The 14,806-nt window shown below is 66.3% G+C and carries 13 protein-coding genes; 4 read left to right on the top strand and 9 right to left on the bottom strand.

The annotated features are described in order from the left end of the window. The first annotated feature begins 22 nt into the window (after window positions 1-22). Entirely contained in the window at window positions 23-1,867 is a 1,845-nt protein-coding gene (locus NCW75_11085; protein ID UYV11840.1) for a right-handed parallel beta-helix repeat-containing protein, read from the top strand. Window positions 1,868-1,988: 121 nt separating this feature from the next. On the opposite strand, the gene NCW75_11080 is transcribed toward NCW75_11085, so the two are convergent. Further along, window positions 1,989-2,810: a segregation/condensation protein A gene (locus tag NCW75_11080; GenBank protein UYV11839.1), complete on the bottom strand. Its 822-nt coding sequence runs from the start codon at window positions 2,808-2,810 to the stop codon at window positions 1,989-1,991. A gap of 39 nt (window positions 2,811-2,849) precedes the next feature. Between NCW75_11080 and NCW75_11075 the strand changes: the two genes are divergently transcribed. Beyond that, on the top strand, window positions 2,850-3,878 hold the full coding sequence (locus tag NCW75_11075; protein UYV11838.1) for a KpsF/GutQ family sugar-phosphate isomerase: 1,029 nt from the start codon (window positions 2,850-2,852) through the stop codon (window positions 3,876-3,878). An 81-nt stretch (window positions 3,879-3,959) separates the two neighbouring features. Here the strand turns inward: NCW75_11075 and NCW75_11070 are convergent, their stop codons facing one another. Both NCW75_11070 and NCW75_11065 read right to left on the bottom strand, forming a co-directional pair. Further along, the gene (locus NCW75_11070) at window positions 3,960-4,340 is read right to left on the bottom strand and encodes a VOC family protein (GenBank protein ID UYV11837.1); all 381 of its coding nucleotides are present in this window, start codon (window positions 4,338-4,340) and stop codon (window positions 3,960-3,962) included. A 176-nt stretch (window positions 4,341-4,516) separates the two neighbouring features. After that, a complete protein-coding gene (locus NCW75_11065; protein ID UYV11836.1) occupies window positions 4,517-5,197 on the bottom strand; it encodes a hypothetical protein in 681 nt (226 codons plus the stop codon). 609 nt (window positions 5,198-5,806) lie between these two features. Between NCW75_11065 and NCW75_11060 the strand changes: the two genes are divergently transcribed. Next, entirely contained in the window at window positions 5,807-7,471 is a 1,665-nt protein-coding gene (locus NCW75_11060) for a pentapeptide repeat-containing protein (protein UYV11835.1), read from the top strand. A gap of 528 nt (window positions 7,472-7,999) precedes the next feature. Here NCW75_11060 and NCW75_11055 read toward each other — a convergent pair. Together NCW75_11055 and NCW75_11050 are read right to left on the bottom strand one after the other, a co-directional pair. Beyond that, window positions 8,000-8,452: a hypothetical protein gene (locus NCW75_11055; protein UYV11834.1), complete on the bottom strand. Its 453-nt coding sequence runs from the start codon at window positions 8,450-8,452 to the stop codon at window positions 8,000-8,002. Further along, window positions 8,449-8,964, bottom strand: a complete 516-nt coding sequence (locus tag NCW75_11050; protein ID UYV11833.1) for a hypothetical protein — start codon at window positions 8,962-8,964, stop codon at window positions 8,449-8,451. The genes NCW75_11055 and NCW75_11050 overlap by 4 nt, the downstream gene beginning before the upstream one ends. Before the next feature lie 105 nt (window positions 8,965-9,069). Between NCW75_11050 and NCW75_11045 the strand changes: the two genes are divergently transcribed. Beyond that, on the top strand, window positions 9,070-10,881 hold the full coding sequence (locus NCW75_11045) for an AarF/UbiB family protein (GenBank protein UYV11832.1): 1,812 nt from the start codon (window positions 9,070-9,072) through the stop codon (window positions 10,879-10,881). On the opposite strand, the gene NCW75_11040 is transcribed toward NCW75_11045, so the two are convergent. The 4 genes from NCW75_11040 to NCW75_11025 all read right to left on the bottom strand — a co-directional run bounded on the left by NCW75_11040 (window position 10,876) and on the right by NCW75_11025 (window position 14,746). Further along, complete coding sequence (locus tag NCW75_11040; GenBank protein ID UYV11831.1) at window positions 10,876-11,514, bottom strand: hypothetical protein; 639 nt, start codon at window positions 11,512-11,514, stop codon at window positions 10,876-10,878. The two genes, NCW75_11045 and NCW75_11040, sit on opposite strands and share 6 nt — an antisense overlap. Before the next feature lie 7 nt (window positions 11,515-11,521). Beyond that, window positions 11,522-12,196, bottom strand: a complete 675-nt coding sequence (locus tag NCW75_11035; protein UYV11830.1) for a hypothetical protein — start codon at window positions 12,194-12,196, stop codon at window positions 11,522-11,524. A gap of 81 nt (window positions 12,197-12,277) precedes the next feature. Then, window positions 12,278-12,970, bottom strand: coding sequence for a YciI family protein (locus NCW75_11030; protein ID UYV11829.1), 693 nt, complete (start codon window positions 12,968-12,970; stop codon window positions 12,278-12,280). Window positions 12,971-13,087: 117 nt separating this feature from the next. Continuing rightward, window positions 13,088-14,746 carry an SPFH domain-containing protein gene (locus tag NCW75_11025; protein UYV11828.1) on the bottom strand — a complete coding sequence of 553 codons (1,659 nt, stop codon included), beginning with the start codon at window positions 14,744-14,746 and terminating at the stop codon, window positions 13,088-13,090. Between the last annotated feature and the right edge of the window lie 60 nt (window positions 14,747-14,806).

Genomic DNA, 14,806 nt, shown 5'->3' with positions numbered 1-14,806 from the left:
CCAGGCGGAGAGTCCATATCACGTGACATCAACAATCTTCGTCCGAGATTCTGCCACTCTGACGATCGAGCCCGGTGTGCAGGTGTTATTCGTCGATGGTACTGGCATCGAGGTCGGCGAGCCCCTGGTAGGTGCAAGTCCAGCCGCATTGATCGCCGATGGCACCGCCGACGAACCGATTACGTTCGCCGCGCTGATTCCGGGGCCAGATGTGTGGCTCGGCATCGGGATAAAGGACTCGGCTCTCGACGCGGTCGCAACAACCGATGGACGGTATGTGCGTGGCTGCCTCCTGCGTCACGTTCACATCACCGATGCGGCATCACCTATCGATGCGAACGAATCCACGCCGTTCATCGAGCATGCGACCATCACGGGCGGGGGCCCCGCGATCTCGATCCGCAATCCGAGCGATGATCGAACGGCTTGGCTGCTCGATGTAGATATCCAGGATGCGTTCGGCGGCATCGAGGCCAACAGCACCAATGACGTGCGAGTGATTGGCGGCCGAATTGTCAACAGCCGCCTTGCGATCAGTTCTTCCGCGCATCGGGACGACGACTCAAGAATCGAGATCAGTGACGTTGAGATTCGTGACTCCCAAGTCGCCATGGATATCAACACTACCGATGTCACGATCATCACGGATTGTGTATTCGAGGGCATGCTCAACGGTGCGGTTGACGTGCGCGGTGGTGGCGGTGGGTTGCTCGAGCGATGTGTCTTTCGGAACAACAACCTGGGAGGGACCACGACCAACGGTGGCGGTGCTGGCATCTGGCAGGCCTCAGGATGGCGGATTCAGGACTGCGTATTTGAGAACAACCACGTGCCTGGCTCGGCAGCTGGCCGTGGGGGTGGACTCTTTTTTGGTGGTAGAGATATTGAGATCCGACGATGCCATTTTATAAATAATTCCAGTGAGCGTAGCGGGGGTGGTGCCGAGCTCCGCCTGGCGAACGATGCACATACCTGCCTTGTCGAACAATGCACGTTCACTGGCAACTCGGCCGCGAGCAGTTCCGGAGGTGGACTCATCGCCGTGGCTGCAACGAGTGCGCTCGAGACGATCATCATCCGCGGTTGCGTGTTCGAGGGCAACACCGGGGTTCTCAGCGGCGGCCTTACGGTGGGCAGTCGCAACGCTCAGGTCATTGATAATGTGTTCCGGGACAACTCGGCAACCGAGAGCGCGGGTGCCCTGCGCATCCTGGAGCGGCCCGATACTGTTCTCGTCGCGGGCAATCAATTCCTTGAGAACAGTACAACAGCCGCGGGTGGGGCCATCGATCTGGTCGCCGTGACGTTCGGGCTCGGCCTGCGCATCGAGAGCAACACGTTCCGTGGGAACCAGGCCGACATCGGCGGAGCGATCGGAAATATCAGGGACGGTGATGTGCGGCTGGTCGGCAATAGCTTCCAGGACAACTCGGCCCGATTGGGCGGTGCCATTCATGTTCGATCGGGCGGTGAGTTCTCGATGGCCGCCGAGGCCGGCGTGTTCAATCGCTTGTTGGGCAATAGTGCCGACTTGGGTTCGGCCATCTACAACGGCTCGGCAAGCGACATCGACGCGACCGGCGTGTGCTGGGGCACGGATGACCTCGTCGAGATCGCTGGCATGATCTACGACAACGGCGATGATCCAACGAAGGGCATAGTGTCGTTCAATCCGATTGCGATGGATTGTGCCGTGCCGTGCCGCGTCGATCTGGACGGCGATGGTGAACTCACCATCTTCGACTTCTTGCAGTTCTTCAATCTTTTCGACGACGCCGACCCCATCGCCGACTTCGATGGGGATGGCATGTTCACGATCTTTGATTTCCTGGCGTTCCAGAACGAGTTCGATGCGGGGTGTGCGTAAGAGCAGAGGGCAATTGGCATTGGGCAGTTGGCAATTGGGAAGAGGGAGAGGGAAAGGGAGAAAGAAGGTGGGGTGCTTCCGCATCCGGTTCGGTTGGGAGGGTGGTGTGGCGCCGGGGGGCTTAGTTGTCGGCGGGGGTTTGTGTCTCGACCAATCCCAACCAGACCTGTCCGGGTTCTTCGCCGTTGGTTTCGCCCCGCCACGCGCGGACGCGGACGTTGCGGATGAGTTCGAGGATGGCCAGGAACATGCCGATGGCTTCGCCTCTGGTTCGGCCGGTGAAGAGGGCGCTCAGGGGCAGGGCGGGGTTGCCGGTTTCGGTGCGGGCGCGTTCGAGGCGGTCGATGGCGTCGGCCTGGTGGAGCTCGATGGGGGTGTCGTCGTCGGTGACGGTGTGCTCGCCCAGGCGGTCGAACTGGATGGTGCTGGCGATGCGGTCGAAGGCCTCGACTAAATCGGTCAAGGACAAATCGTCCATGTCGAGGGCGAGGTCTTCCTCGGCGTCGTCTCGAGAGGGTCGCAGGGCGGGGGCGACGCGGGCGCGGCTTTGCCAGGTGGCCAGGCGTTCTTCGAGGGCGTCGGCGCGGTCGCGGAGGCGTTTGTATTCGAGGAGCTGGCGGACGAGCTCGGCCCGCGGGTCCTCGGGCTGCTTATCTTCCTTGGTGTGCTCGCGCTGGGCCCGTTCGGCGTCTTCGGGGCTCAGGTTCTCGGCGGCGACGACGCGGCTCTTGATCTCGGCCAGGGTGGCGGCCATGACCAGGAACTCGCCGGCGGTGTCGATGTCGATGCGGGTGAGGTCTCGAATAGCCTCCATGTACCGCTCGGCGATGAGGGCGACGGGGATGTCGTGGATGTCGACCTCGTGGACGCGAACCAGGTGCAGGAGCAGGTCCATGGGCCCCTCGAAGGCGTCGACGGCGATGGCGGGGCCGGTGGCGTCCATGGTCCAGTCTAGGACGGTTTTCGCGTGATACCCTCACCAATGACGACCGCGACGAATACCTCCGAGCATCTCGAACTGGCCAGCCAACTCCTCAGGGAAGAGGCCGCGGCGGTGGGGGCGCTCGCCGATCTTCCGGAGGGCTTTGCCAAGGCGGTCGAGATGATCGATACGTGCGCCCAGAGCGGGGGCACGGTGCTGGTGACGGGCCTGGGCAAGAGCGGGCACGTGGGGGCGAAGATCAGCGCGACGATGGCATCGCTGGGGATCCCGAGCCACCTGGTGCACCCGACCGAGGCGGCCCATGGGGACCTTGGGCGGTTCCGGCCGAGCGATCTGGTGCTGGCGCTCTCGTTCAGTGGGAAGACGGCCGAGGTGGTGGCGCTGTGCGGGTTGCTCCGGCAGGACAAGCTGCCGATCGTGACGATCACGGGGAAGAAGCCGGCGGATGGTGAGCAGGCCGACCCGCTGAGCCGGCTGGCGACGGTGCCGTTGTATCTCGGGCTCGATCACGAGGCGTTGCACCCGCGGTTCAGTGCGCCTACGGCATCGACGACGGCGACGCTGGCGCTGGGCGATGCGCTGGCGATCTCGGCGGCGGCGCGGCGGGGGTTTACCGATGCGGATTTTGCGCGGCGGCATCCCGGTGGTGCGCTCGGTGGCGCGCTCAGGCCGGTGATGGACATTGCCCGATGCACGATCCACGACCATCTGCCCGTCGCGCCCGAGAGCGTGAGCGTGATCGAGGCGCAGCACGCGGTGCAGACGGCCAGTGGTCGCCGGCCGGGGGCGATCCTGCTCGTGGATGCCGAGGGGAAGCTGGCGGGGATCTTTACCGATGGCGACTTGCGGCGGCTCGTTCTGCGCGATCGGACCGAGCTGGATCGGCCCATCGGCGAGGTGATGACGAGGAACCCACGGACGATCTCGAGCGAGGCGCTGGCGCGCGACGCGGTGGCGTTGGTGCTCGAGTATCGGCAGGACGAGGTGCCGATCGTGGATGGCGATGGCAAGCCGGTGGGGTTGCTGGACGTGCAGGATCTGGTGGCGTTGAAGCTGGTGGAGGGGTAGGAGGGGCAATAGGTAATTGGTCGGAGGGGGGCCGGCGGCCTCTCTCCAATTGCCAACTCCCAATTGCCAATTGCCACGTTCTTACTTGCTCATCGGCTTCCACAACCCGACGACGTTGCCCTCGGGGTCGGCGAACCAGGCGAACCAGCCCATCTCGGGAACCTCCTGCTTGGGGACGACGGTCTTGCCGCCGAGTTCTTCGGCCTTCTTCAGTGTTGCTTCGATGTCGTCGACCTGGGCGTAGACGGTGACGTACTGGTGCGGCTCGTGGCCCAGGCTGCTGAAGTGCCCGCCGATGCCCTCTGTTTTGGGCTCGGCGTACGAACCTAAATTGCTGAGCATGGCCATGTTGGGGCCGCCCTCCTGGCTCTGCCAGCCGAGCAGGTCGCCATAGAACTCGCGGGTCTTGGCGAGGTCCTTGCTGCCGATCTCGAAGTGGACGACGGGTGCGGGGGTGGCCATGGGGAGGGCTCCTTTGGGTTGGGTTGCGGGCCCCGGGGCGGGGCCGGTCGGGCATTCTTAGGCCGCAAGATCGGCCGGGCTCGGACACACGAAACAGGCCCCACGACGTACGCGCCGCGGGGCCCAATACAAGAAAGGAACCGATCCGTCTGGCGATGCCAGTCTGGCCGTGCCAGTCAGGCCGCCTTCGAGTCCAGGGGCTGGCCCCCGTCCTGCTGGCCCGGCTCGCTGTCGTTGTTGCCCGCACCAAACTGCACGAAGAACGGCTCGCCCGGCACGCTCTTGTCGGTGTGCACCGCGACGATCTGGTAGTCCACGCGCGTGGTGCCCTGCGGCACGGTCTCGTCAGTAAAATTCTTGTCGCTGGTGTCGCCAAGGAACGCGAACGCGCTCTCGCTCGGCAGGCGCCGCCGCACGTGGTAACGCGTGCCCGTCGGGCCCTTGCCCTTCCAGGTCATGGCCACAAACCCCTCGTTGGTCAGGCTCGTGCGCATGTCGCTGGGCACGGCCGGGGGCGGGGCCTCGCCGGGAGGGTCCTTGGGGTTGATCTGCGCGAGCGTGTACACCTGCTCGCCGCCATCCCCGCGGGCGTAGGCCTTGATGTCGATGATCAGGTCGCTCGAGAGCTGCTTCATCTGGTCGGCCGCGGCGTACCACTCTTGGGTGGCGTTCTTCGCGGCCTGGCGCGCCGCACCCGCGGCGGTCAATTTTTCGCGGGCGGTGGTTGCAAGTTGCGTAATCGCCGCGACCTGGGCGACACTCAAGTCGATCGCCGCCTGGTTGTCCGTCCACGGCTCGATGTGCTGCTCGACCCAATCTAACGCTGCGCCCCGTTCCTGGGGCATGTTGGTGGCCATGGTGGCGCTCCGTTTCTTCGGCGTGGGAGGTCGTGTCTCGCCGGGCCGCCCCACGCGCGTGGCCCCGGCGGGTGGGCGCCCCCGGCCACGCGGCCGATCGTCGCCCCTGCTGTCGATCCGTCCGAGTCGGCCCGCCCGGCTCGCCGGGTGTTTTCGGGCCAGACATACCTTCGACGGCATGGAGGGGCGGCTCTACTGGTAACGCGTGAACTGGCGAAAGTTTTTTGCCGGCGCCGCCGGCGGGCGCGGGCGTAGAGGCGAAAAACGCTGGTCCCTGCGAGGAAATCCGGTTGTGCGACCGGGCAGAGAAATCGTGCGATCCGTGCGCCGCTCCCCCTCGATCGGGGTGGCTCGCACGGCCGGACGCGTCCGAAAACACCGGCGTGGGCGCTCCAATCCCAAAATTAGGAAGAGCCACCAGTTTGCTGGCGGCCCTTCCTGATCGACTGGTGGCTCCTGCCAACCAACCAGGGACGCCCCCCGATCCGCTGGGGCGCATCGCCGGTCGGCCGGGCCGCCCCGCGAGCCGACTGGTGGGGGCCCCTGGTCGGGTGCCGCTGCCCGCGGATCGGCCCTGAGCCCCGAGCCACGAACTAGCATCGGGCCGGTATGGCCGACGAACCCCCCACGAGCCCCCCAACACCACCCCCAACCAGCCCGGACGAGACGCCCGCCTTCGTCGCGGGCCTGCCCGAGGGCCCGCCTTGGCGGCCGATGTGCTACGACGGGCCGCTGGTGTGCCCGTTCTACGGGCCCGACCATCCGGCGCGGCGGGATGAGGAGAGCACCGAAGCGTTCAACGAGGACGTGGCGCGGAGGGCGTTTGGGGACGAGACGTTCGACCGGTTGGCCAGGAATCAGTTACATCAGCCAATCATGAACTGGGGACTGCCGTTCCGTGGTGATTGGTGGCTGCTCGTGCTGCTACACTACGAGATTGAACGTGCAAACGCACTGGATCCGAGTGGGAGCAACCAAGATCGATACGCATCCTTGACGGCACTCTTTAGAGTACAAAGAGGCTCGGGCATCCAGTCCCATCTCGAGTTCGCGAACCTCAGCGAAGCCCATCTCCAGTTCGTGAACCTTAGCCACGTACATCTTCAACACTCAAACCTCTACTCGACTGACCTCGAACATGCGTACCTCGGAGACGCTCGTCTCGAGTACGCAAACTTCAGCCAGGCCCTTCTCCAACACGCAAGTCTCTACTCGACCCATCTCGAACATGCGTACCTCGGCGGCGCATCGCTCGATCACGGGCACTACCACTCGGCATACTTCGAACACGCGTACCTCGGTTATGCGAGCCTCGAACACGCAGATCTCACCTCGACACATTTTGAACACGCGAATCTATGTTGGGCCTCTCTCGATCACGCAGATGTTCGCCACGCTTCCGGATTGCTCGTTTATGCAAACCTCGCCGATCGCCTTCACATTGAGGGGGCGGCTCCGGACCCGTGGTCGGTCCTCCGGCGGACCTACACGGGTCCGCGTTACGCCCTGCACCTGCTCCTCACCCTCGCCTTCCTCCTGCCGTTCGTCGTGAGCGTGTCCAACCTCGGTGCCATCGACCGGGCCTACACGGCGATCGCCGAGGCCACGCCCCGGCCCGCCTTCGAGCCGCGCCTGGGCGATCTGCCGGGGGCCGGGACGCACGGCGTGGCCGAGCCGCGCGTCGAGAACCTGTCGCACGGGGAACTGCGGAGGCTCGTCGAACGCTTCGATCGCCACCACGCGCCCACGCCAGCGTGGTGGGTGCTGGTGGGCGGGCTCGAAGCGTGGTACTTCGCCATCCTGACGGCCATCGTCGCGGCGTACAACGTGGTCCGCCTGGTCGTCATGCTCGGCGCGTGGCGATGGCTGGTCTTCGGGGCGGGAGACGTCAACACTGCGGGGGTCACCGCCCTGCGTGAGGCCGAGGAACGTTCGCGCGTTACGCCATCGCTCGAGGACTACTACGGCCCGCTGCACCCGCTCAGCGCGACGTACAAGCGGCGCGTGCTGGGATTTACCGGGGAGGATGATAACGAACTCCAACCATCCGAGCACGAGCCGGCTCGCGCGGCGCGTCTGTGGCGCGAGTGGTTGTGGATGGCGTCGTGCTGGCTGCGGTACGACAAGAACTTCCCGCTCATGGCCATCGGCCTCTACCGCCTGCACTGCATCGCACGCGTCCTCTTCTGGCTGGCCGTGGCGGCCTTCGTCTTCCGGGCCGCGCACTGGGTGCTCACGGCCACCGTGCCCGCGCCCATCGACGCGCTGCTCTGAGGGTGGTGCTCCGGGAGCGTCTTGGTTCTTCGCCGCTGCGGCGGGGCCGAAGACGGCCGCGCCTCCGCTCGATCAAGTTAGTTGTTCTTGAGCGCTCGCGTTGCTCGCTTGCGGGCTACCGCCCGGGCCGCTGAAGCGGCCGCGCCTCCCGCATGCGCTTTCGCTCGAAGACTCGCTCGGCGGATGCTTCGGCGTCAGGAGCCCAACGCGTGCGGCCACACAAGGCACTCGGCGACGGGGCATCCGCGGTCTTCCGCGCATGTCCCCGGCGCCTGGGCCCGCCGCCGAGGCGACACAACAACGCCGGGGCATCCGCACCAGCCGTCTTCGGCGCAGGGCGCATGCCCCGGCGCGGCCCGCAAGGGCCCGGCCGCTCATGCGGCCGCAAGCGAGCAACGCGAGCGCTCAAAACAAACCAACCGACCGCAGCTCTGGCGCAGCCGTCTTCCGCTCCGCCAGAGCGTCGACCGTGCAAGACCCCCCCAAGAGCACAACACGAACCCCAAGAAGCACCCGAGCGCGGCCGGCTTATTCCTGCCAGAGCCCGTGCTCGATGCCGCCCAGAATGTAGATGGCGATGGTGCCGCGGCCGGGGATCTCCATCGCCGGGATCGCGATCTCGGCGCCGGCGGCGCGGGCGGCCTCGACGGCGGCGGCGAGGTCGTCGACCAGGATGTACGGGCGGACGACGGGGGCCTCGGTCGCGCGCATGGGGGCCCGCACGCTGATGCTGCCGCCGCCGTCGAGTGGGGCCATGCGGGCGTTGCCGAGCTCGGGGATGGGCTCGCCAAAAGTTGTGCCGTGGGCGCTCGCCAGGGCGTCGCAGGTGGTGTCGACGTCGGGGGTGACGATCTCGAGGTAGTGGATGTGCATGGCGGGTTCTGCTTCTGGGGCATGGGTTTCGGCGTGCTTCGTTTGGGCGGCGCAGCCGGCGAGCGGGGCGAGGCAGAGAAGAAACAGCGCGAGCGGGTTGGTTCTCATGTTTGGGTCTCCGTGTGAGAGGTTAATGTTCCGCCGCATTCGGGGCAGGTGGTGAGATCGGTGGCGTCGTAGTTGCAAGTGGGGCAGGGGGTGCGGCCGAGCTCATTGAGTTTGCGGTGGGCGCGATGGCGGAGGAAGTGATGGGTTGTCAGGGCTAAGAGAGTGGGCACAAGCAAGATGGCCCAGGGTGGGAACTTGACGCCCCAGTAGTGTACTGTCTGATAGGCCATGACCTGGGAGAGCTCGAAGGCAATCCAATCCGATGCGCTCGGGTGCCAGGTTAAGTATGGGTCGAAGACGGCGCTGATTACGCTGCGCCAGCTCCCCGACCGCACGTCGATGGCGCCGCCCCCGATCACGACATCGACCGTGTCGAATCCGGATCGATTACCGATTACAGTGAGGTCGGCATCCACCAGAAACGGCCCCATCGACGCCATCAGCGCGAACGCGAGCCACGCGATGAGCGCGAGGCGGGCGGGGGTGGATCGGCGTTTCGCGGGGCGGGGCATGGGCGGGCCTCCGGGGGATCATTGGCGATCGGGCGCTGGTCCGCGTGCTCACGCCCGCGGCTCGGAATGAACCCCCGGGGTCCGTGCCGCCGCTATCCTGTGCCCGTGTCTAAGACCCTGACGACCATCCCGAGCAACATCGCCCACATCGGCCGCACCATCCGCAACATCAAGCGAGCCAAGGAGATCCTGAGCGTCCTGGCCAGCTTCGGGTTCGGCAAGGCCATCGCCGACCTGGACCTCGACCGGCTGGTGCTGCGCGGGCGGCGGATGGTGGGGCTGAGCAAGAAGGACGCGACGGTGGACCGCACGCCCACGGCGGTGCGGCTGCGCGAGGCGATGGAGGAGCTCGGGCCCACGTTCGTGAAGCTGGCCCAGGTACTGAGCACGCGGCCCGACCTGATCCCGCCCGAGTGGGCCGAGGAGTTCGCCAAGCTGCAGAGCACGGTGAAGCCGGTGCCCGCGGACGAGATCCGGCCGTACATCGATGGGTTGGTCGAGCACATGCCCGGCGGGGAGCACTTCGCGTCGATCGAGTATGAGGCGATGGCGGCCGGCTCGATCGCCCAGGCGCACCGGGCGACGCTTGCCAACGGCACGGACGTTGTGCTGAAGGTCTTGCGGCCGGAGATCGAGGAGGTCATCGAGGCCGACCTTGAGATCATGGCGACGCTGGCGGAGTTTGTCGAGGATCGGTTCAGCGATCTTGGGTACAGCCCGGTGGACGTGGTCGAGCAGTTCCGCAGACAAGTTCGGCGCGAGATCGACCTGGAGCTCGAACGCCGGAGCATGGCGCGGATGGCATCGGCGTTCGAAGAGGACCCGCGGGTCGTGTTCCCCAAGGTGTACCCCAAGCACTCGACGCCGCAGATCTTGTGCATGGAGCGCATCGACGGCGTGCTGCTGAGCGACTTTAAGAAGAGCGAGTTCAGCGATGCGCAGCGGCGCGAGATCGTGGCGATCGGCAGCGACGTGGTGTTCCGCCAATGCTTCGAGGTGGGCTTCTTCCATGCCGACCCGCACCCGGGGAATCTGTTTGTGCTCGTGGGGCTGCCGGTGGAGGGCGATGGCGCGGTCGATGCCGAGGACGCGAGCGAGCTGATGCGGCGCGAGGCGGCGGACATCCGGCTGTGTTTTATCGACTACGGCATGACGGGCAACATTGATCCGCGCACCGCCGAGGTGCTGGCCGACCTGGTGCAGGGGACGATCGCCGGCGATCTCGATCGTGTGCTGGACGTGGTGATCGAGCTGACGGGCGTGAGTCCGATGCGGGCGCACGATCGGGCGTTCCGGGCCGACGCGTGGGAGTTCATCAGCCGGTTCCAGAGCGCGAGCATCGCCGACCTGCGGATGGGCGCGCTGCTCAGCGAGTTCTTCGCGAAGCTGAGGAAGCACAAGCTGCGCGTGCCGGCCGACATCGTGTACCTCATCAAGGCGATCACGACGATCGAGGGCGTGGGCGAGATGGTGTGCCCCAGCTTCGACCTGGTCGAGCACGTTCGTCCGCACATCGAGGGGCTGCTGCGGCGGCGCTACGGCTTTGGGGCCGCCAAGCGGCGCGTGCAGGGTGCGGTGCTGGGCTATGCGGAGTTGGTGGAGCGGGCCCCGCGCGAGGTCGCGAGCATCCTGCACATGATGCGCAACGAGGAGCTTGGCGTGCAGCTCAAGCACCACGGGTTGAGCGAGGTGACCGACGAGATCGAGCGGGCCAGCCGGAATATTAGTTATTCGCTGGTTGTCGCGGCGCTGGTGGTTGGTGGGTCGATCATGCTGCTGGCCGACCGGGCGGCGGCGAGCCGGGGCGCGACCGATGCGCCCGAGGGGCTGCTGTTCTGGATTGGGCTGGCGGCGTTCGTGTTCGCGGGGATCCTGGGCGTGGTACGGTTGCTCTTCGGCAAGCGCTTGGGCTCATGACCGGCCTTTGGTGCCGCACTCGGGACAGGCCATGTCGAGATTGTCCAGACCACCCAGGTCATACCCACACCCAAAGCACAAGCCTCGCCGCCGGCGCCGCGTCGCTCTGGTACGCGCCCACCCCACCAGCGGGATCGTCGCCAGCCCACCAAAGAGAACAATGCTCGCTGTTGCATAGATCCAGATCGGCCAGAGCGGAACGACAACGCCGTTCACGCGCCAAATTCCAATCTCGTATGCCGGGTTGGCCGCGTTGGATGGAACGACCCGGGCACCTCGGACAACACGAAGGGGCCATCCCGCGTCGTATGTGATGACCGAGTTGGCGTGGTTGTGGAACGCGTTGCGCACGTACGTGGGCCGGTAGTCCTTGCCGGTCGAGACGCGGTCGTCGGCGACCGGGGCCGTTCGGTAGGACAGGTAGTAGTCCATGCCCACGCCCCGGCTGCGCTCGGTGAAGTATGTGTGCTCGCCCTCGCGGACATAGCGTCCATCAAGATTGTGCGCCCCGAACGCCCCCGGTGCCCGCTGGGTCCAAAGCACGCTCAACGCCGTGGTCACCACGCTGGCCAAGAGCCCCAGCATCGCCGCGATCACGATCAAACGCCACGAGAGAAGGGCGGTTCGAGGCACGGAAGGCTCAGTTCGCGTCCTTCTTTTTCCCGCTGATCGCATCGCCCGCGCCGCTGAGCAGTCCGCCGGCGGTGTCGAAGAGGGCACCGATGCCGAGCCGTGCTGCGCTCACGCCCGTGGCCGCCGCGTCGGCGGCGGTGTCGACCGGGTGTCGCATGGCCTCGCGCAGCGCGCCCTCGACGGCGGGGCGGATGCCCTCGAACACGCGGCCGGCGTGGTGTGTCAGGTCGCTGGCGGCGCCCTTGGCGTTGTTGCCGGCGGCCTTGGCCAGGCGCGTTCCCGAGTCGCGGAGCAAATCTTCGATCACGCGGAGGTCTTCGATGGCGGCCTTGACGTCGTCCTTGGCGAAGCTCTCGCCGCGGGCGCGGGCTTCTTCGAGGGCGAGTTGCGTGGCGTGGGCGGCCTTGCCGAGGCCTTCGCCCAAGCCCTCGAGCGTCTCGGCCATGACCGAGTCCTTGCGCTCGTCGCTGAGCTGGTGCGCGCCCTTGCTGGCACCCTCGAGCACCTCGCGGGTCACGCGCTGGACGGCGCTCGCGCCGCCCTCGATGGCCCGGCCGGGCGTGGCGGCGGCGCTGGCGACCAGGTCGCTGATGCGTCGGCGGACGTCGCCCGCGGCCGCGGTCGCGTCGCTGGCGATGGCTTCGGCGGTGGACTGGGTATCGGGATGCTGATCAGCGGTCATGATGGCCTCCGAAGATTCGTGGAGTCGTTCCGTGCATTGTATGGGCGTCGGTGCGATCATGCAAAAATGATGAAGTGTTGTTCATTCTTCGCCTTGCAAGCCGGGTAGCTCGGCGACGGTGGGGCTGCCATACCAGCCGTGCATGGTCCATTCGGCGTCGGGGAGCAGGTCTCGGGCGAGTTGGGCGTTTGGCGCGTCGAGCCAGAGGAAGACGCGCTGGTCGCGTTTGTCCTTGATCAGCTTGGCGGTGATCAGTACGCCGTCGGCCCCGTGCACGCGCTCGTGGAGCTCTTTGCTGTAGGGCGCGCTGGCCATGATGTACATGCGGCCGACCCACTCGTCGGGCACGTCTTCATCGTTCAGCCGCCGCTGCTCGTACTCATTTTCGAGGCGTGTCAGCTCGGTCAGCGGCGCATCCGTCTTGAGCAGGTAGGTGTCCATCTCGAAGACGCCCATCTGGGCGGCGGGATCGGTGGCGGCCAGAGCCTCGCCCTTGTCAACGGTGGCGGCGTCGAAGACGAAGATGCCGCGATGGGCCGGGTCGCTCTTGGGTTCGGCCAGCGGGCCGGCGATGAGCAGGGTGCCCTCGGCGGCGAGTCTCCTCATGTTGGCCATGTGGCCGGCCATGGCTTGGGCCGATTGCTCGGGAGTGGGATTGCTCAACGGGCCGGTCTTGATGAAGGTCATCGTGTAGCTTCGCGTGCCTGAAGAGCATCCGGCGATGGCCAACAATCCGGCGAGGGCGGCAATTCCTGCGATTCTTGCGATGGTCATTCGTGTCTCCGCATTGTTTCTACAAAGAAGGGCGGCGGGCACACGGTACCCACCGCCGGATTTCCTTGATGCGCTGGGAACGCATGCTTGGCACCGACATGATGCCGCGGGCGTGGGTTAGCCCTTGGGTGTGTCGGGCCGGTGCCTCTCGTCGACCGGGTCGTGCTTGGGCTCGGCGACATGGCCCAAGGCGCCGGGCAGCTCGATGCCGGCCTGCTTGGCCAGCTCGTGGACAGGCGGGAGCGAGCCGATGAGGCCCGACAGGAAGTCGCTGGTGGCGCCGCCCGCGCCGGGCTTGCCTTCGACGGTGCTGCCGCGTCCGTTGTCCCACACGGTGATCTTGTCGATCTTGAGGTTGCTGATGGCCTTGACCTGCTGGGCGACGAGCTCGGGCAACTGCTCGATGAGCAGCAGCGTGGGGGCCACTTGCGGGTTGTCGGCGGCGGCTTCCATGAGCTGGCGGTAGCCCTCGGCCTTGGCCTCGAGCACCTCTCGCACGCCCTCGGCTTCGGCCTTGTAGCGGGCCAGGGTGGCGTCGGCCTCACCGCGCGCCTCGCGGCGGAGCTTCTCGGCCTCGGCCTCGGCGGCGATCTCGATGCGTTGCTTTTCGATCTCCTGGGGGGCCAGCTCTTCCTTGCCCAGGCGGGCGATCTCTTGCTCGCGTTCGGCCTTCAGGATGGCCTCGCTGGCCTGGGCGGCGGCGACGTCGGAGCGGCGTAGGCTCTCGGCCCGCACCTCGGCCAGCTTGGCGTTGTACTCGGCGATCTGGGCGCGGCTGGTGTTCTCGCCCTCGACCGAGCGGGCCTCGGCCTCGGCCACCTGCACGCGCTGGGTCTGCTCGGCCCGCTTGCTGGCGGCGGCGGTCTCGGCGGCGCGCTCGGCCACGGCGATGTCCTGGTCGCGTTTGCTCTCTGCCTCGCCGGTGATGGCCTGGGCCTCGAACTCGGCCACCGCCACGCGCTGCTTGCGCTCGGCTTCCTTCTGGCCCTCGGTGGCGGCGGCGGTTTCCTTGGCGACGCTGACCGTGCGCTCGCGGTTGGCGACGGCCTCACCGGTCGCACCGTCGCGGTCGGCCTGGGCCACCTCGACCTTGGCCTGGTTGATGGCCTCGGCGGCGGCGCGCTGGCCGATGGCGCGGATGTAGCCGCTCTCGTCGGTGATGTCGCGGATGTTCACGTTGATGAGCTCGAGGCCCACCTTGTTGATCTCGTTGGTGACGTTCTCGCGGATCAGGCTCTCGAACTTCTCGCGGTCCTTGTTGATCTCTTCGATCGAGAGCGTCGCAATGACCAGACGCAACTGGCCGAGGATGATGTCTTGGGCCAGCTCGCGGATGCCCTGGGGCGGCTTGCCCAGCAGGTTCTCGGCAGCGGCCGCCATGAGCACGGGGTCGGGGGCGATGCGCACCGTGAAGTTCGAGGGCACGTTCACGCGGATGTTGTTAAGCGACAGGGCCCCTTCGAGGGGGATGTCGATCACCAGCGGCTCCATGCTCATGTAGCCGTGCTGCTGGATGACCGGGAACACGACCTTGATGCCGCCGTTGTAGCAACGTCGGCCCGTTTTGCCGGCGCTACCCCACACCACCAGCACGCGGTTGGGCGGGCAGCGTTGGACGCGGGCGGCCAGGAACCACACCACGATGATGAAGACGAAGAACGCGACGCCGAGCCCGATCATCGCGAAGATGCCGATGTTGTCGCCCGAGGCATCACCTTGGGCTAGGAGCTGGGCGAGCGGCGTTGTAAGAATCGAGTCGGGTATGGATTGAATCATGGACAGAGTCCCCCCTTTGCCGCCCCTCTCAAGGCGGGAAAACGTGAATCAGGATAGGCC

Origin of the sequence: Phycisphaera sp., from assembly GCA_025916675.1 — a bacterium.
Classification (GTDB): Bacteria; Planctomycetota; Phycisphaerae; order Phycisphaerales; family UBA1924; genus JAHCJI01.
Note: the sequence above shows the minus strand (reverse complement) of the source record. Positions and strands in the feature narration are given on the sequence as shown.

Bases quoted from the DNA above. Each gene is read 5' to 3' on its own strand.
- NCW75_11055 (UYV11834.1), bottom strand. From the start codon at position 8,452: ATGAGAACCAACCCGCTCGCGCTGTTTCTTCTCTGCCTCGCCCCGCTC.
- NCW75_11025 (UYV11828.1), bottom strand. From the start codon at position 14,746: ATGATTCAATCCATACCCGACTCGATTCTTACAACGCCGCTCGCCCAG.
- NCW75_11030 (UYV11829.1), bottom strand. From the start codon at position 12,970: ATGACCATCGCAAGAATCGCAGGAATTGCCGCCCTCGCCGGATTGTTG.
- NCW75_11070 (UYV11837.1), bottom strand. From the start codon at position 4,340: ATGGCCACCCCCGCACCCGTCGTCCACTTCGAGATCGGCAGCAAGGAC.
- NCW75_11060 (UYV11835.1), top strand. From the start codon at position 5,807: ATGGCCGACGAACCCCCCACGAGCCCCCCAACACCACCCCCAACCAGC.
- NCW75_11050 (UYV11833.1), bottom strand. From the start codon at position 8,964: ATGCCCCGCCCCGCGAAACGCCGATCCACCCCCGCCCGCCTCGCGCTC.
- NCW75_11080 (UYV11839.1), bottom strand. From the start codon at position 2,810: ATGGACGCCACCGGCCCCGCCATCGCCGTCGACGCCTTCGAGGGGCCC.
- NCW75_11065 (UYV11836.1), bottom strand. From the start codon at position 5,197: ATGGCCACCAACATGCCCCAGGAACGGGGCGCAGCGTTAGATTGGGTC.
- NCW75_11075 (UYV11838.1), top strand. From the start codon at position 2,850: ATGACGACCGCGACGAATACCTCCGAGCATCTCGAACTGGCCAGCCAA.
- NCW75_11035 (UYV11830.1), bottom strand. From the start codon at position 12,196: ATGACCGCTGATCAGCATCCCGATACCCAGTCCACCGCCGAAGCCATC.